This is a genomic window from Cognatishimia sp. (genome assembly GCF_049116455.1).
Taxonomy (GTDB): domain Bacteria; phylum Pseudomonadota; class Alphaproteobacteria; order Rhodobacterales; family Rhodobacteraceae; genus Cognatishimia.
In genome coordinates this window covers 78,285-100,749 of sequence record NZ_JAGDYW010000004.1, presented here as the reverse complement: position 1 = coordinate 100,749, position 22,465 = coordinate 78,285, and the positions used below count along the sequence as shown (strand labels likewise).

Here is a 22,465-nt window from a genome sequence, read left to right as displayed (position 1 = left end):
ACAAAACCGAGATGACAACTTGCATTTCCATGCGCAACCTAGTTACCACTAGAAACCATCAATTATGGGTTACTCTAAAGAAACTTGGTATCTACGATATGGCTTTAAAAATGCGAAAAAATAAAAGCCTCAAGCCACCAAAGCCGTGCATGTTGACGGAATGCATGGCCGTGATTTCAGGTGCCTGGGCACCAAATGTCATTTGGTCATTGAGGGCCGGTTCACGCCGGTTTAGCGAGCTGCGCGCTGATATTCCGCCGATCTCAGCAAAGGTGCTCTCTGCAAGATTAAGCGAACTTGAAGAGAAAGGCGTCTTAACACGACATGTCAGACGGACATCGCCGCCATCAACGGAATACGAGCTCACCGAGTTGGGGGCTGAGTTGCTCCCTGCTCTAGATGCTATTGTGCAAGTCGGACACAGGTTAAAAGCGAAACGCAGCAAAGCTGCCTAGCCTTTCGAACGCAAAAGGGCGCCCCGAAGGACGCCCTTTCGTAATTTCTGACGAAGTCAGGAATTACTCAGTGATTTTGGACACAACACCGGAACCAACGGTGCGGCCACCTTCGCGGATCGCGAAGCGCAGACCTTGCTCCATCGCGATAGGCGCGATCAGCTCAACGTCGAATTTCAGGTTGTCGCCTGGCATAACCATTTCTGTACCTGCTGGCAGGTTTACAGTACCGGTCACGTCAGTTGTACGGAAGTAGAACTGTGGACGGTAGTTCGCGAAGAATGGGGTGTGACGACCACCTTCTTCTTTAGTCAGAATATATGCTTCTGCTTCGAACTTTGTGTGTGGCTGAACGGAACCTGGCTTACACAGAACCTGACCACGCTCAACACCGTCACGGTCAACGCCGCGCAGCAGTGCGCCGATGTTGTCGCCAGCTTCGCCGGAATCCAGCAGCTTGCGGAACATTTCAACACCAGTACATGTGGTTTTGGATGTGTCTTTGATGCCAACGATTTCGATTTCGTCGCCAACGTTGATCACGCCACGCTCAACACGGCCAGTCACAACTGTACCACGACCAGAGATCGAGAATACGTCTTCGATTGGCATCAGGAACGGCTCATCAACAGCGCGTGGTGGCTGTGGGATGTACTCGTCAACTGCAGCCATCAGCTCAGCGATTTTCTCTTTACCGATGTTGTCGTCACGGTCTTCCAGAGCTGCCAGAGCAGAACCCGCGATGACTGGGATGTCGTCACCTGGGTATTCGTATTCTGTCAGCAGTTCACGGATTTCCATTTCGACCAGCTCAAGCAGCTCTTCGTCGTCTACTTGGTCAACTTTGTTCATGAAAACAACCATCGCAGGGATGCCAACCTGGCGGCCCAGCAGGATGTGCTCACGAGTCTGTGGCATTGGGCCGTCAGCTGCGTTCACAACCAGGATCGCGCCGTCCATCTGAGCGGCACCAGTGATCATGTTTTTCACGTAGTCAGCGTGGCCTGGGCAGTCAACGTGTGCATAGTGACGTGCATCAGTTTCGTATTCTACGTGTGCAGTAGAGATGGTGATGCCGCGTGCTTTTTCTTCAGGTGCGCCGTCGATTTCGTCGTACGCTTTGAAGTCACCGTATTGCTTGGTGATCGCTGCTGTCAGTGTTGTTTTACCGTGGTCAACGTGGCCGATTGTGCCGATGTTGCAGTGCGGTTTGGAACGCTCAAACTTTTCCTTAGCCATCTCGAGGCGCCTTCTATGTTTAGGGGCCTCAATATGGCCCAATTAATCTTCCGGGCGGCTGATATTGGTTTGTGGACAAAAAATCAAGCGGGACTTTACCCCTTCAGGCATTGTGAACAGCAATTTTCGGCGGCGTTGCGCCAGCGCAATGGCTTATTCGTCAGATCGCTGTGGAACTTGGTCTTTCCAGCAGTTTTTCAGCGCTTCTTCTGTTGGGTTTTCAGTCATGCACTCCGCATTTTTAGCCAACCATTTTTCGATTTGACGCGCGGCGCTGATTGAAAGGGCCTCAATTTGCTCTTCACGGGTTTTGGTGTGCCCAGATCCAAGAATCGGTGTGCCGCCAAATTGCTCGAGAGCAACAATCTGCTTGGGCTTGTCATGGAATTTTCCACCCGCCCGATCATCCCAAGCAGTCACAGTCATAATAAGGGCTGACTTCGGCGTATACACCAATGGCACCCCAGGGCGCGCCAAGACATAGGCCCCAATATTCACGCCGAGATGCACAAGTCGTTCACCTTCATAACGACCAAGACGCTTGTCCAACTGAGCCTTCACAGCCTCTGTAAGTTCTTCGGGCGTCGCATTCCGAGACGTCGGGCCCTTTGTTAGATCGGGTGCAATCACGATGTTATGGCCGAGTGTGAAATCTCCCAGATCAAGTTTCTCCGGCAATTCACCTTCCTGCGCGCAGGCCGTCAGCGTAAAAACAGTGGCAAGCAGCGCAAAAATTCGTGTCATCTTGGGTCGTCCTTAGGTCGTGAGCTTCCATGGCATAGCCGAAGGCCGCAGATGGTGCAAATATTGCTGTTTCCCTTAGAGTTTTTCCGCTGATCGCTGGCTTTTACGCCACGCTTCCTTACCTTTAGGGCATAAGGAGAGGCCATGGATCACCACCCCGTCCGCGCAAAACTTGCGACACAACCGCTTGGACTTTGGGCCAGCCTGCGTGCAGCGCGCCAGAATTTACTGGAGATTTTACCACTCATTGCAGTGAAGCAGCCCATGGTCTCGGGCAAAACAGGCTTGCGCTGGCATATGGTGATGGATCCCGATGCTATCCGTCACATGCTATTAGAACGACTTGATGACTACCCCAAATCTAAAGCCACCAAGAACCTCTTAAAGCCAGCAGTGGGCAATAGCATGTTCATCGCAGAGGGCGCTGATTGGCGTTGGCAGCGGCGGGCTGCTGCCCCTGTTTTTTCACATCGCAATGTCCAAGCACTTGCCCCAATCATGACAGAAGCCGCACAGGCATGCTGTGAGCGTATCAAAAGTAAATCGCCGGCAGCGGTGAATTTGATGGATGAGATGGTCCGGACCACATTCGATGTCATCGCAGATGTCACGTTTTCCGGGGAAGGCGCATTTGACGCTGATGCCGTTCACACCGCGATCGACGCCTATATTGCCGAAGCCGGTAAGATTTCGGTACTGGACATGATCGGTGCTCCAGATTGGATCCCACGGCCCGGTCGCTTGTTCTTTGGCTCGGCCGTCAACGACATGAAATCCGTTGCCGATCAAGCCATCGAAGCCCGACGGAAGAGACCCCTCCGGGAGGTGTCAGATCTGCTTGATCTATTGATGGCAGGTGAAGACCCTGAGACGCAGCGCAGCATGAACACAGCTGAACTGCGCGACAATCTATTGACCTTCATTGTCGCAGGTCATGAAACCACAGCCCTCAGCCTGTCTTGGGCGCTTTACCTTTGTGCATTTGATCCAACTGTTCAGGAAAAAGCGCGCGCAGAAGTTCAAAAAGTTTGCGGTGATCAAGCTGCAACGGCTGCCGATGTCGAAAACCTCCCATACGTGCGTATGATCATTGATGAGGCCTTAAGGCTTTACCCCCCTGCTGGGATCGTGTCCCGGACGGCTCTTACGCATGACACGCTTTGTGGACGTGAAGTGCGACCTGGGGATACGGTCATGATCCCGATCTATGCATTGCATCGAAGTGAGGCGTTGTGGGATAAACCCAACGCATTTGATCCAGAGCGATTTTCCGACCGAAAAGCCATTGACCGGTATGCATATTTACCTTTCGGGGATGGCCCCCGGATTTGCATCGGTGCCAGCTTTGCCATCCAAGAAGCTGTAATCATTTTAGCGACATTGCTTGGTCGGTTTCGCTTTACGCCCATAGAAGGGCGAGATCCTGAGCCAGTTATGATCCTAACCACACGGCCCGAAGGGGGTGTTTGGCTCAACGCAGATCTTGTTTAATCGCAAATCGATTGTAGATCTCGCCACTCCTCATCCGTCAGCAACGCTTGTGCTTGAAATCCACGAGCGGCAGCTTCGCGTTGCCAGTCATAAGACTCTAAAATACGAGCCGAAAGTGTCGGGTGACTCAAGAAATGCGAATGCACACCCTCCGCGTCACCGTGCTCATCCGAAAGCCTCTGAAACATATCTCCTAAGGCACCTGGGGCAATCTGAGCGGCCTCCATAATGGACATAGCAAAGGCATCCGCTTCGATTTCAGCAGCTTGCGAATACTGTGCTTCGATCAAGCGTTCCGTAAGCAACAACACCATCGCCCCACCTGCAAAATCTCCGAATAGCAGCCCCAACACACCAATAGATCCCGCTGATCGCAGCGCATGGCGTGTGGGATCGCGGCTGGCGACGTGACCTATTTCGTGGGCAAAAACGGATGCTACTTCTTCGGGCGTATCAGCGGCTTCAATCAACCCTTTGAAAAAGACAATATGGCCGCCCGGCAAGGCAAATGCGTTGACCATGTCATGATCCAGAACATGAACTGTCATTTCGACTGGTAGCTCTGCATAGTCTTGCAAACGCGCACCCATTTTCGTCAGCGCCATCTGACCGGCGGGATCGTCACAAATCGGCAATTCCCCAATGCCGGTTTCATCCAATGCCGTGCGAATTTGCCCTAAGGTTGCCTCACCTAGGGCCTGCTCCCCTTTTGGCGGGATAAACTCGGCAAGTTGATCAGCCATCAGAGGCACTAAGACAAAGATTATTAGTGCAACCGACGCAACTGCCCCAAAAGCCCAAGCCGCTACTTTCGAGCGATTCACATGCGAATGACGGCGTCCCAAGTTCGGGCACCGTTTGGCCAGTCGCATTTCATCCGTGATGAGGCGCGCAGTTGGGTCGCTGGCGAGCGCCAACACCAATTCGCTTTGATCTGCTTGGTCGCGCAGGCGTCGAATTGCGGCCAGCGGCCATTGCACTTGAGTGCCGGCATATTCAATGACCAGCGCCTGACGTGACTCTTCAATTCGTATGCGTGCCGGATGGGGACGCGCGCTTTGACCATCAAAATATGTGCCCAGAGCACCGATGGCTGTCGGACGTTCACCAACCCTGATTGTAGTCTGATCACTCATATCGCAGCCCCAACATCCAGCGCTTCCGCAAAACCTTCGGCCTCGCCGAATTCATCGCGCGCGCGCTGAGGCACGTCATTCAAAGTGTCCAGATTTCTTATCGTAAGAGTTGAAGCAAAATGGCGCATCAATGGAAACCGTATGAATGCATGCATCATTGCCGACCAAGTGAGGAACAGAAAGAAATAGGCCCCAATGGCAAGCGCGATCAAAACCGGTTGCGGCAATGTTTCAAGGGTCATTCGCTCTATGTCATCAGCCGGAATACCATCAGCTTCAAGGATGACGGCCGTAGCGAGTGCAACCGGAGTCAGGATCAACGTCGAGACAAGCCCGGCGAAGGTATAGCCCCAAAAATAAATTCCAGTGACTTTCCAAAACCGCGGCGCAATTGAAAGCGCAGCCTGACCAGCCGTTTTATATGAGGTCAAATACCGGACGCGTCTGACCTTGTATTTAATCAAAGCGACAAGGCACCAAACGGGTGCGACGACCACCAATATCGGCAAGACATCCCACAAAATGAGCCAAGCATCGGCTTCAGGAGCATCGATATCGCCGCCCGCGTCAAATGCCGCTTCCAAATTTCCGAGGGTTTGGGTTGTTGCATACGTCAGAGCGACAAAAACGGCCGCCAAAATCGCAACTGAAACCCAAACATGGAACCATGACCAAAATAACGCCGTCCAGCGCCCGCCCTGATGCAGCCTTTGTGATCCATAAAAAGTACGATCCGTGATGTATTTCTCAAGATAAAAGGCCTTGCGTGGCCATAACAACCCAAGTGTGATGATCGTCAGAAACCAGTGCCATAGAGCACGTGCCACAAAGCCCCAAGCACCAGACTCCAACCCAAAGCGAATGCCCCGCCATCGTGTCCGCGCTAGAACGTATCGGCGGGCGCGATAGCGCGCATAAAACCAAAGCGGGATGACCCCGAGAAAACTAAGTAAGTAAGCTGCGAAGTTACCATTAAACAATGAAAAGCTGGCAAACATCAGCAGCAAATTCACGATGCCAATGTAAAAGGCTAGGAAAACAACCGCGATTAAAAATCCCAACAGTTTTTCCCAAGGATCTCCTACATATTCAAAAGGGTGCCCACCAGGACGCCAAGCCGACCAATACCAGCGGCGCAATCGGGTTTTCATCCAAAACCGATAAAACCCGAGGGTGAAAACTGTCAGAATGCCCATGCGAAAGGCCATCCAAAGCAAAGGCCGCCGCCGACCCGAAAACTCGGTTCTGACCGGTTCTGCTTCCGACTGTTTGTTCAGCTCCCACAAAGACATGACCTGCATGACGCCCTCAATCCCTTTGCATCACAATGCACGAAAAGAAATGACCCACCAAGAGGCGGGCCATTTTGCATCAATTGAACTTGTTATCGCGCGGGAACCCTCTGGGGGCCATCCGGCCAGCCCCTGCCCGTTTACCGGTCCATTCAGCTAATTCCGTTTCCGTCCGAGTACGTCCAGCCGGATCCTTCCAACTTAGCCCCTCTTCTTTGGAGAAAGTCGTCGCATCGCTAAGCCCACCGTCTTTGTATTTCTGCAAGCGCACACCTTTGCCGCGGCCCATGATTGGCAGCTCGTCGATGTCAAAGACCAGAACCTTTCGGTTTTCACCGACACAGGCGACGGAATCCCCTGCAATTGGCTTACAAACCAGAGCTTTGATGTCGTCTTTGACGTTCAGCACCTGCTTACCCGTCCGGGTCTGGGCAAGAACATCATTTTCCTCGACCACGAAACCATCCCCAGCTGTGGAGGCCACGATCAGCTTTCGGTCAGATTCGTGCACAAATATATCCACAATCTCTGCTTCATTTGGCAGATCGACCATCAAGCGCAGTGGTTCGCCCATACCGCGCCCACCTGGCAGATTGCTGGCTGGTACAGTGTAGAAGCGACCATTGGTGCCAAACACCAGCAGACGATCAGTGGTTTCAGCGTGGAAAATGAACCGAGGCCCATCGCCATCTTTGAACTTCAACTCGCGCGTCAGATCAATGTGACCCGACATCGCTCGGATCCATCCCATCTGCGAACAGACAACCGTGATCGGTTCTTTGTCGATCATGGCCTCGATCGGCACTTCCTCGAATTCACCGGCTTCTTCAAACTGTGAACGACGCGCGCCGCCATCATAGTCTTTACCGAATTTCTTTTTCGTGTCTTTCAGCTGATCACTGATGCGCGTCCATTGCAGATCTTGGCTGGCCAGCAGGTCTTCAAGATCAGCGCGTTCTGCCATCAATTCATCGCGTTCTTTGACCAGCTCCATCTCTTCCAGACGGCGCAAGCTTCGCAGGCGCATATTCAGGATCGCTTCGGCCTGCACCTCGGTCAGCTCGCCCTCACCCTTTGCGGGTAATGGCGACTTATAGTCGTCTTCCGAAGTGGCACGCACAAAGGAACCACCCCAGGTTTGTGCCATTAAGGCCTGTTTCGGAGCATCGTCGTAGCGAATGATGTCGATCACACGATCCAGATTGAGGAAGGCAATGATAAAGCCCTCCAATACCTCCAACCGATGGTCGATCTTATCCATCCGGTGCTTGGAGCGACGCTTTAGAACATCCCGACGGTGGTCAAGGAAGGCCTGCAGCACTTCTTTCATCGAGCAGACCTTTGGCGTGACGCCATCAATCAACACGTTCATGTTCAAGCTGAACCGCGTTTCCAGATCGCTAGATCTGAACATCATGTTCATCAAAATGTCGGGTTCAACGTTCTTAGACTTCGGTTCTAAAACAATCCGAATGTCATCTGCAGATTCATCACGGATATCCGCAAGGATCGGCACCTTCTTGGTCTGGATCAGTTCGGCGATCTTTTCGATCAGCTTGGATTTCTGAACCTGATATGGAATTTCGGTGACCACAACCTGCCACTGACCGCGGCCGAGGTCTTCGACCTCCCATTTAGACCGCAATCGGAACGAACCGCGCCCAGTCTTATAAGCGTTCGCGATGTTTTCCTTCGGCTCAACAATTACACCACCCGTTGGAAAATCAGGTCCCGGAACGTAATTCAGCAGCGTATCGTCACGCGCATCAGGCGTTTTGATGAGATGCAAACATGCGTCAATCAATTCAACGATATTATGCGGTGGAATATTGGTCGCCATACCCACCGCGATCCCTGCAGCCCCGTTTGCCAGCAAGGTTGGGAATTCGGTTGGCAGAACCACTGGTTCCGTCAAACGCCCATCATAGTTGTCGCGGAAGTCGACGGCGTTTTCTTCAAGGCCTTGAAGCATGGCTTCGGCCACAAAGGTCATTCGCGCTTCGGTGTAACGAGAGGCCGCCGGATTATCGCCGTCGATGTTGCCAAAGTTCCCCTGGCCATCAACCAGTGGGTAACGAACGTTAAAATCCTGTGCCAAACGCGCCATTGCGTCGTAAATGGCAGCATCACCGTGTGGGTGGAAATCCCCCATGGTGTCACCTGAAATCTTAGCCGATTTCAGAAATTTCCCACCAGACGCCAGCTTCAGCCGGCTCATCGCATAGAGGATTCGACGGTGCACAGGTTTCAAACCATCGCGCGCGTCAGGCAGCGCGCGGTGCATAATCGTGCTTAAAGCATAGGTCAGATAGCGTTCCCCAATCGCGCGGCGAAGTGGCTCGGCCACCTCCAGCGATGGGTTGTCATCATCATCAAGAAGATCAGTCATAGGGAAGTGATACAGTCCCACATGAATCCCGACAAGCGAGGTTACGGGGAAAACCTTTTCTTTTTTCCGCCAGAAAGCTGACACGCGCATGGGCTATAGTGATTCTCGTGTTGCAAAGGGCCTCTGCCAGGCCGGCAATTCGGGGGAAAGTTTGTGGTTCGTTATATAGTAATTAGTTTCGCGGTTATGGGACTGGGCTTTTATGAGCTCAGTGGTGGGTCTGACTTTGAACCGGCCCAGTGGCGCAATGGAGACACAGCTTCGGAAGACATCACCGCAACGCAATCGGTAGCTTCTGAAACTCCCGTTGCTTTCACACAACCTCAAACAGCAATAACAGCAGCGGCCAAACCCGTAGTCAATCAAGCGAAAGCAACAGAGTCTTTGGTTGTTCTTGCATCTATTCCGACAACCCGTCGGCTGGTGGGTGACGCCTCTCCAACGCCGACACCGGAATTGGCAAAACTTGGCCCGAAAGACTTGATCGCACCTCAAAACGTCGATCCTACCAAGGCAGCCTATGCGACGGCCCTTCTTCCGGAAACAGCGCCTGATTTTCGCCGGGTCAAAGGCAATCGCGTAAACATGCGCAATGGGCCGGGTACGCAGTATTCCGTGGTTGGCAAATTGCAGCGCGACAATGAAGTCGAAGTTTTACAAGATCCTGGTGCGGGTTGGGTTAAGCTACAGGTCATCGAAACAGGCCGCATTGGCTGGATGTCTGCCAAACTACTTGAGAAAATCGAATTTTGATCTGACGTAGCACATTGTCAGCACCAATGACCCACCCTACCTTGCAGTCAAATCGAGCCAAGTCGACGCAGGGACATCATGGGTACAAAATCAATTCTAATCACTGGATGCTCTTCTGGAATCGGTCTTGATGCGGCACAGGGATTGCGCGCCCACGGCTGGCGTGTGTTCGCCTCATGCCGACGCCAAGACGATTGTGATCGTTTGACTGAATTGGGCTTTGAAAGCCCGCTGATCGACTACCAAAACGCAGCTTCGATTGAAGCTGGATTGAATGCGGTTTTAGCAAAAACAGATGGCACTTTGGATGCTCTTTTTAACAATGGCGCCTTTGCGGTTCCAGGTGCTGTCGAAGACCTGCCCACCGACGGCCTGCGCGATATCTTCGAAGCCAACTTCTTTGGTTGGCACGAACTAACCAAGCGCGTCATCCCTGTGATGCGAGCACAAGGCCATGGCCGGATCGTAAACAACTCTTCGATATTGGGTTTCATCCCAGCACGCTGGCGCGGCGCGTATGTTTCAACCAAATACGCTCTAGAAGGCCTCACCGATGTTTTGCGCCTTGAAATGCGCGACACACCCATCAAAGTCATCTTGATTGAGCCTGGTCCGGTGACATCCAAAATCCGAGAAAACGCAATCCCGCATTTTGAACGTTGGATCGATTGGGAAGGTTCTTCACGCGCAGAGCAATATGGTGCTTTAAGGCATCGCCTTTACACCAAGGACGGCCCTGATGCGTTTGAACTGCCGCCGTCGGCGGTCACGAGAAAACTTGTTCACGCATTGGAATCCTCACGTCCCAAGCCGCGATATTACGTCACTACGCCAACCTATCTCATGGGAATCCTGCGTAGGATTTTGCCCTCTCGTGCCCTAGATTGGTTGACCGCAAAAAGCTGATCCGACCTATTGAACCCACCCTGAGGCGTTCTTTCCTATCGATTTTGCCAAAAAAGCCATTAAGTAAGGCACAAAGGTTCAAAGGATAGACCCATGCTGCAAGACCCGCTTTTCATTATTGTCGCCATCGCCTCTTTGGCGGTGTTGGTCATCTTAGCGATTGGCATTGGAGGCTTCGCAAAGGGCGGCGAATTCAACCGAAAATACGCCAATAAAATCATGCGCCTCCGCATTGCCGCGCAGGCGGTAGCCGTCGTGCTGATCCTGCTATTCATCTATCTGCGGAGTGGTGGCTAATATGGTCGTATTGAACAAAATTTATACCCGCACAGGCGACAAAGGCACCACAGCACTGGGAAATGGCGACCGTGTTTCCAAACACGATTCTCGTGTGAATGCCTATGGCACAAGCGATGAGCTAAACGCCTTTGTCGGCGTTGCGCGTTTGGCGGCCCAAGGCGCGATGGATGAACGCTTAGCCCTCATCCAAAATGATCTTTTTGATTTGGGTGCGGATCTTTGCCGCCCTGATATCGCTAAAGATGCCGAGGCTGAGTACCCTCCACTGCGCATGGTGGAAGCACAGGTTCAACGACTTGAGACTGAAATCGACGAGATGAATGCTGACCTGTCCCCGTTGCGCAGCTTCATTCTACCCGGTGGCTCCGCGCTTTCCGCACATCTGCACGTTTGCCGTACAGTTGCACGCCGTGCCGAGCGTCTCGCGACCGAACTTGCAGGCGATGTCGACGTCAATGCCCATGTGATCACATACCTCAATCGACTGTCAGATTGGTTCTTTGTTGCCGCCAGAGTGGCAAATGAGAACGGCGAAAATGACGTTTTGTGGGTGCCCGGCGCAAATAGATAACCCTGCGTAACAACGTGATCACATTCACAAACATGTCGGAAACGCGACGTCCATCTACCGAAATGTGACGATTTTTACCTGTTTTGACCGGTCATGAAATTGTATGAAAGCCAAGAGAGCGCATATCGCGTGAGTCGCTTTTGACCCACGCCTAATTAGGAGTCTGACGCCCATGAAGGTCTTGGTACCTGTCAAACGCGTAATTGACTACAACGTGAAGGTCCGCGTGAAAGCGGATGCAAGCGGTGTAGATCTCGCGAACGTAAAAATGTCCATGAACCCATTCGACGAAATCGCCGTCGAAGAAGCGATCCGCTTGAAAGAAGCGGGTAAAGCAGATGAGGTTGTGGCTGTTTCCATCGGCGTGAAGCAATCCCAGGAAACGCTGCGCACCGCGCTGGCGATGGGTGCGGACCGCGCCATCCTGATCAACGCTGCCGATGATGTGCACACTGACATCGAACCTCTGGCTGTTGCTAAGCTGCTGGCGAAGGTTGTGGAAGAAGAGCAGCCAGGTCTGGTGATCACCGGCAAACAGGCGATCGACAACGACATGAACGCTACCGGCCAGATGCTGTCCGCGATCTTGGGTTGGTCCCAAGCGGCGTTTGCATCCGAAGTTGACGTTGAAGGCGACAACGCGAAAGTCACACGCGAAGTTGACGGTGGTCTGCAAACCATCACCGTTAAGATGCCTGCCATCATCACTGCTGATCTGCGTTTGAACGAGCCACGCTACGCGTCTCTGCCAAACATCATGAAAGCAAAGAAAAAGCCTCTGGATGAGAAGACACCTGCTGACTACGGCGTTGATGTCTCCCCTCGTTTGGAAGTTGTTAAAACAGCGGAACCAGAAGAGCGTTCTGCGGGTATCAAAGTCGGTTCTGTAGATGAGCTGGTTGCGAAACTTAAAGAAGCGGGGGCACTCTAATGGCTGTACTTCTTCTTGCTGAAGTCACCGGTGGTGAACTGGCGCTGGACGCAACTGCAAAAGCAGTGACTGCAGCGAAAGCACTGGGCGACGTAACTGTTCTGGCCGCGGGCGCATCCGCAGCCGACGCAGGTGCAGCGGCTGCAAAAATCGACGGTGTTGCAAAGGTTCTGGTTGCAGAAGATGCATCCCTTGGCCACCGCCTTGCGGAACCAACGGCAGCTCTGATCGCATCCCTGGCGGGCGACTACGAGCACATCGTAGCTCCAGCGACCACAGATGCGAAAAACATCCTGCCACGCGTTGCGGCGCTGCTGGACGTGATGATCATCTCTGACGCAACAGCTGTTGTAGATGGCGCGACGTTTGAGCGTCCAATCTACGCAGGTAACGCGATCCAGACTGTGAAATCTTCCGACGCGAAGAAAGTCATCACATTCCGCACTGCGAACTTTGACGCCGCAGGTGAAGGTGGTTCTGCAGCGGTTGAGGCAATCTCTGCTGCTGAAAACCCAGGTCTATCTGAGTGGGTTGAAGACAAGGTTGCGACAAGCGATCGTCCAGAGCTGACATCCGCTGGCGTTGTCGTGTCTGGTGGTCGTGGCGTTGGTTCTGAAGAGGACTTCGCACTGATTGAAAAGCTGGCCGATAAAATGGGCGCAGCTGTTGGTGCGTCCCGTGCCGCAGTTGACTCTGGCTACGCAGCAAACGACCTGCAGGTTGGTCAAACCGGTAAAGTGGTCGCGCCTGATCTTTACGTGGCGATCGGTATCTCCGGTGCGATCCAGCACTTGGCTGGTATGAAGGACTCCAAAGTCATCGTTGCGATCAACAAAGACGAAGAAGCGCCTATCTTCCAGGTTGCCGACTTCGGTCTGGTTGCTGACCTCTTTGACGCGGTTCCAGAACTGACCGAAAAAGTCTGATCTGATACTTCGATAAAATCGGAAAAGGCTCGCTTAATGGCGGGCCTTTTTTGATTGGCGTACAATGATCGGCTCTAGCGTATCGACCAAAACAGAAGCTGCCTCTTCATGGGCTTTTGGCCCCAACATCAGTTCTGCGGCTGGCCGGTCTAAATCGCGAAAGACCATCCCTTTTGTACCGGACCGTTTTGCGGCATCGCTTAGTCGCACCTGTGCAACCCCGTCAACGAGTGGTCGTAAGGTATCGATCATGCGGCTGTCGACAAACAAGGGGTCTCGTCCCAATTGCTTTTGCGGCAGCCGAAGCGGCGGTGGGTGGTCCGCAAACCAAAGCAATACCTTTTGGCCTGGAATCCGCTCCAATAGAATACGCATGCGCGCGCACCACGCATTTCTGAGTTCTTCGCGAACAAATGAAAACCGCTCCGCTGCAAGGTCCGAGACATCATTCAACATATGTCGTGTGAAATTAAATTCTGAAAAATCCACATCATGGAACACCGAACGCATCAAAGCTGATGCTGTAACAAAGCGATCATTGCGCCGTGGATGCACGCGGTAATAGCGGTTTGACATATTCTGTGCCCCAAGGATTTGGATCACCGTCACCTCTGCACGACCTGCAAAGGCCATGACTTCAGGCTCGCTAAGAAAAACATCAATGCCCGCATTCATCAGTCCAAAATTGGCGCAGGGCAACCCAATCGCCCGCTCCACCAAATCAGGAAAGGGCTGTGGGATAAATTTTCCATAAGTTTCACTGCCCCCCAAGAAGGCCAGATAGCGGCCTTTTAACCGCTTTTTTGGCCCTCGAAAATCAACCCGTGTTGAGCCGTATCTGCACGGCAAATAATCCAAGGCCCGCTGCCGTGATTTCTGCAAGGACATTACACCCACCTCATTTCTCACCCGATGAGGAAGGTCTGCGATTCCCTTTGCGATTTCCTTAAATGAACAATACGTGACGCATTCAAAACAAATGCGGGCCTTGTGAATTAGCAGGCTCAAGGCGTATTGTTGCTGCAACTGCAAAAGGTGGATTTGATGGAATTGAAATCGGTAGGTGTGATCGGCGCGGGTCAAATGGGCAATGGCATTGCGCATGTCATGGCTCTGTCCGGCTATGACGTTGTTTTAAATGACATCTCCGAAGACAATCTGGCCGCTGCGATCGGCCGTATCGACAAAAATATGGAGCGTCAGGTTTCACGCGATCTGATCTCGGCAGAAGATAAGTCACTCGCGTTGTCGCGCATTAAAACCACGGTTGCGCAACCCGAATTGGGTCAAACAGACCTGATCATCGAAGCGGCGACTGAAAACGAAGAAATTAAGTATAAAATTTTCGAAGGCTTAATCCCACATATTCAGCCTCATACGATCCTGACATCTAATACATCCTCAATTTCGATTACACGTTTGGCAAGCCGAACCGACCGTCCTGAAAAGTTCATGGGCTTTCATTTTATGAACCCAGTTCCATTGATGAAGCTGGTCGAATTGATCCGCGGTATTGCTACCGATGATGAAACCTACGAAACCTGCCTCGACATCGTTAATCGCCTGGGCAAAACCGCTGCTTCTGCTGAAGATTTCCCAGCGTTTATCGTAAATCGGATCCTGATCCCGATGATCAATGAGGCCTGCTACACGCTTTATGAAGGAGTGGGAAACGTCTCATCAATCGACAACGCGATGAAACTTGGGGCGAACCATCCAATGGGGCCGTTGGAGCTCGCAGACTTTATTGGATTGGACACCTGTTTGGCCATTATGAACGTCTTGCACGACGGTCTGGCGGACACAAAATATCGCCCTTGCCCATTGCTTACAAAATACGTGGAAGCAGGCTGGCTGGGTCGCAAATCCAAACGCGGCTTCTATGACTATCGCGGAGAAATTCCAGTCCCGACACGTTAGGCGATGCTTACTTAGGTTCGGAAGATTTACCCAAATTCAAAGTATGTGCACGCAGCCAGGCCATAAAACCGCGTGGATTGGTTTGCAGATCCGACATCTGTTCATCTGTCAAAGGCTTGCCAATCACTGGGCCAATCGGCTTATGGCAAGATTTCACGATCTCGTGCAAAAGGAGGCCCTGCCGTAAGACTGCGGATATGCGATTGGCGATCTGATACCAACGAGAGTTCTGACCGGGAAAGAAAATCGGTACGACGCGCGCGCCAGAGCGTCGGATCAATTGCGCCGTAAAGACGTTCCATTCGCGTTCGATCACAGGGCCAAACATCGTGTCAGATGACGACACCACCCCAGACGGGAACAATGCGACTACGCCGCCTTCCTTTAAGAACGCCATTGTTTGCGCGCGCATTTCAACCATCTTGCGTTGAGCTTCTGGGTCGTGCGGGAACGGCACTGGGATCATAAATGAGGTCGCCGCCTCATCCAGCCCCGACAAAACCGAACGCGTCAAAATGCGATAATCATCACGTTGACGGCCAATCAATTCTGCCAAAACCATTCCATCGACCATACCGTGCGGGTGGTTCGCCACCACAACGATCGGGCCCTCTTTCGGGATATTTGCGATTTGATCAGCAGGCGTTGTCAACTTCACGCCCATCACACCTAAAGCACCGGCCCAGAATTTTTGGCCTCGGTGATCAGCGTTCATGCGTTCGAACTTGTTCACCATCCGCAAAATTGAAATCTTACCAGTGAACCATTCAATCGTCTTGATCGCGGTCGACGTCCAGTTATCGTCAAAAGAATTCGCATAGGTCAACGTGCGACGGTCGTAAACTTCACCCTCTGTCTCAGGGGAATCTTGATTTTGCGAAGACTTATCCAACACGTTCTACTTCCTGTCCGGTACGCTCTGGCTTTGACAACCCTAAAGGCCGCTAAATGCCTTCTCCGAACTTATCAGCGACCAGCGCTTCAATTGCATCAGCCAGCGCCGCTGCGTCACTCCCCGAAGTCTGTACTTCGATGTTTGTGCCACGCGATGCAGCCAGCATCAGCAATCCCATAATACTGTCACCGCCAGCACTCAATCCATCCTTGGAGACTTCTGCCGTGGCATCAAAGCCCTCGACCACTTCGACCAGCTTGGCTGATGCCCGCGCGTGCAATCCCTTTTCATTGACAATCTCAAGTGTCCGGGTTGTCGTTTCGGTCATGGTCTGCTCAGTCTGTTTTGATGTTTTGGCTATCGATATACTTACGCCCTGCTTCCAAGGAAACACGGACAGCATCCGGTACAGGAAGATGACGGCTTTTGGCAAGTTTTATCAACATAGGTAGGTTCGCGCCATAGACGATCCGACGATTTTCAGGGGCACAAGCGCGCAGAGAAAGGTTGCTTGGCGAACCGCCGAACATATCGGTCACGACCACGACGCCCTCGCCGCTGTCGACCGCATTCGCGGCTTTGCAAATTTCGTCTTGTTTGTTTGCGCGATCACATTCGGCCATGATTCCGATCGCACGAATGCCGTCCTGCGCGCCGACGACGTGCTCGACAGCCGCTAGGTATTCCAGCGCCAATCCACCATGGGCTACAATGACGATTCCGATCACGCTTTTGCTTCTCCGCTACCAGCTGATCCGGTCACGCCCCTCCCTTCGCGCCGGTCCAATTCGCGATGCCTAATTGACACCTGCCAGCCCTCTTGTGCAAGGGCCTCAGATAATTTTTCTGTTACAAAAACCGAACGGTGTTGCCCACCAGTACAGCCGAAACCAATACTCAGGTGCGCCTTGCCCTCATCTCTGTAGGCCGGAAGCAGAAACTGTACCATGTCATTCAACTTATCAAAGAAGGCTGCGAACCTTTCATCCTGTTGAATGAATTCTCCTACCTTTGCCGAACGGCCATCCAATGTGCGCAATTCCTCGCGCCAATACGGATTTGAAAGGAATCGGCAGTCGTAAACAATATCCAGCCCACTGGGCAGGCCACGTTTGTAGCTAAAACTTTGCACAGTCAGTGCAAGAATGCTTTGGTTTTCGCGTGCAAAAAATGACTGCAGCGCATCTCGCAGCGTGTGCACGGTAAGCTCCGATGTATTGAGCAAAATATCAGCTCGATCTTTCACGCTCGTCAGCAGCTCTAGTTCGCGGTCAATGCCAATGATTGCGCTTTCCTCTGGCGCCATGGGATGACGTCGCCGCGTTTCACTATATCTGCGTTGCAGAATGTCACGACGGCAATCGATATACAGTAGCTCCGGATCATGTGCCTTCAACTGATCCAGCAATTTGGTCAGAGCATCAGGACTGAAATCACGATTGCGGGTATCAAGACCTAACGCAAGTGGACGCTCCAACCGTCGATCCGAAAACAATCGCTCGACCAACCCTAGCGGAATATTGTCGATCGCCTCAAACCCCAGATCCTCAAGAACATTGATTGCGCTCGATCGCCCGGCACCAGACGGGCCGGTCACAAGAACCAATCGAGGATGTTGGGGTGCCATTCAGGCCTCTCTTCCGTGTTCTAAATATTGGAGTACAGCAGCACTGAAATGTGGGTGTGGCACGCGATAAAGCAAGGGGTATGTCAGACCAAGACACGTGATTGTGTGATGAGGCGGCAGTCGTTCATCTTCGACTTGATCCAGATCGACCCAAAGCGTGACGACCGCCGAAGCAATCGCAGATGCATTCAGCAGCCCCACAAAACGAGCCTCGATACGACCTTTTAACGCGGCTGGAGAAGACGCAATCAGTTGCCCTTCATTCTTCGTCATGATCACTTGATCATCTGCGACCAGATCCGCACCTTTTGACATGAGCTCCAGCGCCATAGCTGATTTTCCGCTGCCAGAGGCTCCGATAATCACAACAGCCTCCCCCTGCACAGACACACAAGACGCATGCAAAAGGCCGCCCCCTTCTGGGGACGGCCTCAATGACACTTGACGTGGCTTTGACATATCAGACAGGCAAGCCCACTACAAAACGTGCACCCAAAGGATCTGACGTGATATCTGCTTCGGTTGGGCGAATATTTTCAGCCCAAATCACACCACCATGTGCTTCGACAATCTGTTTGGAAATTGCCAGACCAAGGCCCGAGTTATTGCCAAAATCTTCATGAGGGCGTTCAGAATAGAAGCGATTGAAAATCTTGTTCAAAGCTTGATCCGGAATGCCGGGGCCGGTGTCCTCGACAACTACCAAGACACGGTTCTGGCGTTTGCGCACCCAGACCCGGATCGCATCGCCGTCTTCACAGAAGCTCATTGCATTGGTGATCAGATTGACAAACACCTGCGCGAGACGTGCTTCTAGGCCCATGATATCGATCGGCTTGCTGGGCAGATCAGAAATAAAGTCGATGCCTTTAACCTTAGCATCTTCACCCAAATATTGGGTCAAATTGCCAATCATGGAGACCAGATTGAACTGTTCTTCCTCTTCTTTGACCAGCTCTGCATCCAAACGCGAAGCATTTGAAATGTCGCTGACCAAACGGTCCAAACGGCGGACATCATGCTCAATGACATTCAGCAGTTTTTCACGATGATCGTCGCGTTTCACCATACGCAGTGACCCAACGGCTGACCGAAGGCTTGCGAGTGGGTTCTTAATCTCATGAGCAACGTCAGCTGCAAACTGTTCGTTACTGTCGATCCGCTCGTAGAGCGCCCCGACCATACCACGCAATGCCATGCTTAGGCGGCCGATCTCATCCGGGCGTGCGGTCAGATCAGGGATGCGTACACGCCCCGGGTTGACTTGGCGCTCATCGCCATCACGGCCAATTTCAGCCGCAGCTGCAAGGTCACTTAGCGGATTTGAAATCGTAGAAGCCAAGACGACCGAAAGGCCAATCGAAACTATGATGGCCACCAAGAACAGCTGAAGCACACGTTCGCGTTGCCCCAACACCAATTGATCAACTTCTGCCGTTGATTGGGACAAAACGATCACGCCAACATCGCGACCAGCTTGATCCAAAACTGTTCCGGCAGCAAAGTAAGACGCCCCGTCTGTCGAGGTCAGCACACTCTGCGTGACACCTTGATCTAAAACCGAAGCTGCAAATTCAAAAAGTTGCTCTGGGTTTTCTGCGCTTGGTGTTGCCTCTTGCGCGCCCGAAATCAGCCCCCAAACCCAATTCATTGCGTTGGTGAGCGGCGTGCTGCGCCCTTCAGAGGAAACTACAGCGCTCCCTTGCGCAACAGCAATTTGATTACCCGCAACGTCCACGACCAAGGCATCGACGCCTGCGCGCAGCGGAATTCGATCCAAAGTCCCCTGAACATCGACGCCATCACCAGTGATCAAATTGACAGGTGCGCCGGCAGGCATTTGAACTTCCATCGCCGCACCGAGCAACTCAACTTCAGAGACCAGCGCCTCTTGTCCTTGCTCGACATAGTTTTCGCGAGAAGAGTTCAAATACAGAATGCCCGCCACCATAAAGCAAAGAGCAATCAGATTGAATGTGATGATCTTGCGCGTCAAAGGCGAGCGCCGCAATGGCGTCAAGCGGCGGCGTTCACGGCGCCCCCGCATTTCTTTTTCAACGGTGGATTCAGGTGCGACCCAATCGTCCCCGAGGACGACGTCGCCTTCACGTCCTTGCGACATTCTGCCTGCGCCTATTCCTTCGGCTAGAGCCATTACTCTTCGTTATACCGATAACCGATACCGTAAAGCGTCTCAATCGCGGAGAATTCAGTGTCCGCCGTACGCATCTTCTTGCGCAACCGTTTGATATGGCTGTCGATCGTGCGATCATCCACATAGACCTGATCGTCATAGGCGACATCCATCAGCTGATCGCGGGATTTAACAAAACCCGGACGCTGCGCAAGGGCTTGAAGTAAAAGAAATTCAGTCACTGTCAAAGTGACGTCTTTGCCTTTCCAAGTCACCGCGTGGCGCAGTGGATCCATGGAAAGCTCACCACGTTCCATCACTTTGGTTTCTTCAGTTTCACCGGCAACCACAGTGCCATTCTGCGCTTCTTGTCGACGCAACAACGCGCGAATACGTTCTACGAGCAGGCGTTGGCTGAAAGGCTTTTTGACGTAATCGTCAGCCCCCATGCGCAGACCAAGCACCTCGTCAATTTCATCATCTTTTGAAGTTAGGAAAATGACCGGCATCGACGTCTTCTGACGTAGGCGCTGCAACAGGTCCATTCCATCCATGCGTGGCATCTTAATATCCAGCACGGCCATATCGGGAAGCTTGCGGTTAAACGCGTCCAGTGCCTGCTGGCCGTCGTTATAGGTTTCTACCTCAAAACCTTCCGCCTCAAGAGTCATGGATACCGACGTCAGGATATTCCTGTCGTCGTCCACCAAAGCAATCTTGGACATAGGACAATTCCTTTTACTGCTCTATATGTTTATTTTTTTCTTCATTATGCGCCCCATTTGGCCAATCAATCAATCCCAAACCGCGAATCACCTTGTTCGCATGAGCATTTTTTCTCAAATTCTTTAATCCCGTGCTAATCCTGCCACCTTAAGAAACAATGTTTCGCTCAGTTTGCGATAACATGAAGATGATTGCGCTAACGCAGCGCTATCAGTCTATTCAAGGCAAAATTGCTCATGTTAAGAGCCCCCATCGGCCCCGTTACGGCGCCGATCGTCTTGGGTGAAATCCCCAGCGACGTAGGAAGGACCACCGCGGCCAGCGCGGCTATAGGAGTTAAAATAATGACATTTGGACGGGTAAACCCGCAATTCCGCCTGGAAGATCAAGGGATCGAAGGACTGGGAAATGTCTATTATAACTATATGGAGCCAGCGCTGATCGAAACAGCGCTGAAAAACGGCGAAGGGACCCTCGGAAACGGCGGCGCGTTCCTAACAGCCACCGGGAAATACACCGGCCGCTCCCCTAACGACAAATTCGTTGTGCGTTCCGAAAGCGTTGAAGACACCATTTGGTGGGAAAACAATGCACCAATGGAACCAGCCGGCTTTGATGCCCTCTATGAGGACATGCTGGAGCACATGAAGGACAAAGAATATCACGTACAGGATCTGGTTGGTGGCGCTGACCCGCGCCATTCGATCAACGTGCGTATGGTAACTGAACTGGCATGGCATGGCCTTTTCATCCGCACCATGCTGCGTCGCCCTGACCGCGAAGATCTGGATGATTTCATCGCAGACTATACTGTGATCAATTGCCCAACCTTCCAAGCAGACCCAAAGAAACACGGTTGCCGTACGGAAACCGTTATCGCGATGAACTTTGATCGTAAAATGATCCTGATCGGCGGTACCGAATATGCTGGTGAAAACAAGAAATCTGTATTCACTTTGTTGAACTACCTGCTGCCTGAAAAGGGCGTCATGCCGATGCACTGTTCTGCGAACCACGCCAAAGACAATGCTGTCGATACGGCTGTTTTCTTTGGTCTGTCCGGCACTGGCAAAACAACGCTGTCTGCAGATCCAGGTCGTATCTTGATCGGGGACGACGAGCACGGCTGGTCTGATCAGGGCACATTCAACTTCGAAGGCGGCTGTTACGCGAAAACGATCAATCTGAACGCGGAAGCGGAACCAGAAATCTACGCGACCACCACAAAATTCGGCACGGTCATCGAAAACATGGTTTTTGATGAAGAAACCAAAGAACTGGATTTCGAAGACGATAGCCTGGCGGCGAACATGCGTTGTGCCTACCCGCTGCACTACATCTCCAATGCGTCCCAGACATCGATTGGTGGCCATCCAAAGAACATCATCATGTTGACATGTGACGCCTTTGGTGTTCTGCCCCCAATCGCACGTCTGACACCTGCGCAGGCGATGTATCACTTCATGTCTGGCTTTACCGCAAAGGTTGCTGGAACTGAACGTGGTGTCACGGAACCTCAGCCAACGTTCTCAACTTGCTTTGGCGCGCCATTCATGCCGCGTCGCCCAGAAGTCTATGGCAACTTGCTGCGCGACAAGATCGCGAAGCACGGTGCGACCTGTTGGTTGGTGAATACCGGTTGGACTGGTGGCGCATACGGCACTGGTTCCCGGATGCCGATCCGCGCGACACGTGCGTTGCTAACAGCTGCACTGGATGGCTCTTTGGCGAACGCCGAGTACCGCAAGGACGCAAGCTTTGGCTTTGACGTCCCAGTGTCAGTTCCTGGTGTTGCAGAGGTCCTGCTAGATCCACGTCGCACATGGGATGACAAGGCGGCATATGATTCGCAGGCTTCAAAGCTGGTTCAAATGTTTGCAGACAATTTTGAACAGTACATTCCGTTTATCGACAACGACGTGAAAGCGGTTGCGATCGGTTAACGCCTCTCCTGTTTAAACAAAGAACCCTCGGTCAGAAATGACCGAGGGTTTTCTTTTGGCAACAACAAATAGAGTGTGATCGACAGC

23 protein-coding genes are annotated in these 22,465 nt (G+C 52.4%); 10 read left to right on the top strand and 13 right to left on the bottom strand.

Annotation, left to right across the window (positions count from 1 at the left end):
- The first annotated feature begins 11 nt into the window (after window positions 1-11).
- Window positions 12-455, top strand: coding sequence for a winged helix-turn-helix transcriptional regulator (locus JXQ85_RS11930; protein ID WP_421749156.1), 444 nt, complete (start codon window positions 12-14; stop codon window positions 453-455).
- A gap of 63 nt (window positions 456-518) precedes the next feature.
- Here JXQ85_RS11930 and tuf read toward each other — a convergent pair whose 3' ends face one another.
- Together tuf and JXQ85_RS11920 are read right to left on the bottom strand one after the other, a co-directional pair.
- The gene (gene tuf, locus JXQ85_RS11925) at window positions 519-1,694 is read right to left on the bottom strand and encodes an elongation factor Tu (protein ID WP_421749155.1); all 1,176 of its coding nucleotides are present in this window, start codon (window positions 1,692-1,694) and stop codon (window positions 519-521) included.
- Window positions 1,695-1,847: 153 nt separating this feature from the next.
- Entirely contained in the window at window positions 1,848-2,438 is a 591-nt protein-coding gene (locus tag JXQ85_RS11920) for a hypothetical protein (RefSeq protein ID WP_421749154.1), read from the bottom strand.
- Window positions 2,439-2,582: 144 nt separating this feature from the next.
- Here JXQ85_RS11920 and JXQ85_RS11915 point away from each other — a divergent pair, with 144 nt between their 5' ends.
- On the top strand, window positions 2,583-3,929 hold the full coding sequence (locus JXQ85_RS11915) for a cytochrome P450 (protein ID WP_421749153.1): 1,347 nt from the start codon (window positions 2,583-2,585) through the stop codon (window positions 3,927-3,929).
- Here the strand turns inward: JXQ85_RS11915 and JXQ85_RS11910 are convergent.
- The 3 genes from JXQ85_RS11910 to JXQ85_RS11900 form a co-directional block, all read right to left on the bottom strand.
- Entirely contained in the window at window positions 3,926-5,065 is a 1,140-nt protein-coding gene (locus JXQ85_RS11910) for a M48 family metallopeptidase (protein ID WP_421749152.1), read from the bottom strand. The genes JXQ85_RS11915 and JXQ85_RS11910 overlap by 4 nt on opposite strands.
- The gene (locus JXQ85_RS11905; RefSeq protein WP_421749151.1) at window positions 5,062-6,366 is read right to left on the bottom strand and encodes a DUF898 family protein; all 1,305 of its coding nucleotides are present in this window, start codon (window positions 6,364-6,366) and stop codon (window positions 5,062-5,064) included. Before JXQ85_RS11905 ends, JXQ85_RS11910 begins: the two co-directional genes overlap by 4 nt.
- Window positions 6,367-6,436: 70 nt before the next feature.
- On the bottom strand, window positions 6,437-8,746 hold the full coding sequence (locus JXQ85_RS11900) for a DNA topoisomerase IV subunit A (RefSeq protein ID WP_421749149.1): 2,310 nt from the start codon (window positions 8,744-8,746) through the stop codon (window positions 6,437-6,439).
- Window positions 8,747-8,899: 153 nt separating this feature from the next.
- Here JXQ85_RS11900 and JXQ85_RS11895 point away from each other — a divergent pair, with 153 nt between their 5' ends.
- The 6 genes from JXQ85_RS11895 to JXQ85_RS11870 all read left to right on the top strand — a co-directional run bounded on the left by JXQ85_RS11895 (window position 8,900) and on the right by JXQ85_RS11870 (window position 13,133).
- Window positions 8,900-9,499 (top strand): SH3 domain-containing protein, encoded by a 600-nt coding sequence (locus tag JXQ85_RS11895; RefSeq protein ID WP_421749148.1) that lies wholly within the window; start codon window positions 8,900-8,902, stop codon window positions 9,497-9,499.
- A 78-nt stretch (window positions 9,500-9,577) separates the two neighbouring features.
- Window positions 9,578-10,405: an SDR family NAD(P)-dependent oxidoreductase gene (locus JXQ85_RS11890; RefSeq protein WP_421749147.1), complete on the top strand. Its 828-nt coding sequence runs from the start codon at window positions 9,578-9,580 to the stop codon at window positions 10,403-10,405.
- A 93-nt stretch (window positions 10,406-10,498) separates the two neighbouring features.
- Window positions 10,499-10,702 carry a twin transmembrane helix small protein gene (locus JXQ85_RS11885; protein WP_421749146.1) on the top strand — a complete coding sequence of 68 codons (204 nt, stop codon included), beginning with the start codon at window positions 10,499-10,501 and terminating at the stop codon, window positions 10,700-10,702.
- A 1-nt stretch (window position 10,703) separates the two neighbouring features.
- Complete coding sequence (locus JXQ85_RS11880) at window positions 10,704-11,276, top strand: cob(I)yrinic acid a,c-diamide adenosyltransferase (RefSeq protein ID WP_421749145.1); 573 nt, start codon at window positions 10,704-10,706, stop codon at window positions 11,274-11,276.
- 172 nt (window positions 11,277-11,448) lie between these two features.
- Window positions 11,449-12,207, top strand: coding sequence for an electron transfer flavoprotein subunit beta/FixA family protein (locus tag JXQ85_RS11875; protein WP_421749144.1), 759 nt, complete (start codon window positions 11,449-11,451; stop codon window positions 12,205-12,207).
- Window positions 12,207-13,133, top strand: a complete 927-nt coding sequence (locus JXQ85_RS11870) for an electron transfer flavoprotein subunit alpha/FixB family protein (protein WP_421749143.1) — start codon at window positions 12,207-12,209, stop codon at window positions 13,131-13,133. Before JXQ85_RS11875 ends, JXQ85_RS11870 begins: the two co-directional genes overlap by 1 nt.
- Before the next feature lie 33 nt (window positions 13,134-13,166).
- On the opposite strand, the gene JXQ85_RS11865 is transcribed toward JXQ85_RS11870, so the two are convergent.
- Entirely contained in the window at window positions 13,167-14,021 is an 855-nt protein-coding gene (locus JXQ85_RS11865) for a DUF6473 family protein (RefSeq protein ID WP_421749142.1), read from the bottom strand.
- A 156-nt stretch (window positions 14,022-14,177) separates the two neighbouring features.
- On the opposite strand from JXQ85_RS11865, the gene JXQ85_RS11860 reads away from it, so the two are divergent.
- Window positions 14,178-15,053, top strand: coding sequence for a 3-hydroxybutyryl-CoA dehydrogenase (locus JXQ85_RS11860; RefSeq protein WP_421749141.1), 876 nt, complete (start codon window positions 14,178-14,180; stop codon window positions 15,051-15,053).
- A gap of 7 nt (window positions 15,054-15,060) precedes the next feature.
- Here JXQ85_RS11860 and JXQ85_RS11855 read toward each other — a convergent pair whose 3' ends face one another.
- From JXQ85_RS11855 to JXQ85_RS11825, 7 genes are read right to left on the bottom strand one after another with little or no spacing between them, the layout of a single operon-like run.
- Window positions 15,061-15,948, bottom strand: a complete 888-nt coding sequence (locus tag JXQ85_RS11855; protein ID WP_421749140.1) for a lysophospholipid acyltransferase family protein — start codon at window positions 15,946-15,948, stop codon at window positions 15,061-15,063.
- A 49-nt stretch (window positions 15,949-15,997) separates the two neighbouring features.
- On the bottom strand, window positions 15,998-16,276 hold the full coding sequence (locus JXQ85_RS11850; protein WP_421749139.1) for an HPr family phosphocarrier protein: 279 nt from the start codon (window positions 16,274-16,276) through the stop codon (window positions 15,998-16,000).
- A 7-nt stretch (window positions 16,277-16,283) separates the two neighbouring features.
- Window positions 16,284-16,676 (bottom strand): PTS sugar transporter subunit IIA, encoded by a 393-nt coding sequence (locus JXQ85_RS11845; protein WP_421749138.1) that lies wholly within the window; start codon window positions 16,674-16,676, stop codon window positions 16,284-16,286.
- Complete coding sequence (rapZ, locus tag JXQ85_RS11840; protein ID WP_421749137.1) at window positions 16,673-17,575, bottom strand: RNase adapter RapZ; 903 nt, start codon at window positions 17,573-17,575, stop codon at window positions 16,673-16,675. Before rapZ ends, JXQ85_RS11845 begins: the two co-directional genes overlap by 4 nt.
- Window positions 17,576-18,034 (bottom strand): HPr kinase/phosphorylase, encoded by a 459-nt coding sequence (locus tag JXQ85_RS11835; protein WP_421749136.1) that lies wholly within the window; start codon window positions 18,032-18,034, stop codon window positions 17,576-17,578.
- 1 nt (window position 18,035) lies between these two features.
- Window positions 18,036-19,697, bottom strand: a complete 1,662-nt coding sequence (locus tag JXQ85_RS11830) for an ATP-binding protein (RefSeq protein WP_421749135.1) — start codon at window positions 19,695-19,697, stop codon at window positions 18,036-18,038.
- A 32-nt stretch (window positions 19,698-19,729) separates the two neighbouring features.
- A complete protein-coding gene (locus tag JXQ85_RS11825) occupies window positions 19,730-20,434 on the bottom strand; it encodes a response regulator transcription factor (RefSeq protein ID WP_421749134.1) in 705 nt (234 codons plus the stop codon).
- A gap of 345 nt (window positions 20,435-20,779) precedes the next feature.
- On the opposite strand from JXQ85_RS11825, the gene JXQ85_RS11820 reads away from it, so the two are divergent.
- The gene (locus JXQ85_RS11820; protein ID WP_421749133.1) at window positions 20,780-22,378 is read left to right on the top strand and encodes a phosphoenolpyruvate carboxykinase; all 1,599 of its coding nucleotides are present in this window, start codon (window positions 20,780-20,782) and stop codon (window positions 22,376-22,378) included.
- Window positions 22,379-22,465: the final 87 nt, after the last annotated feature.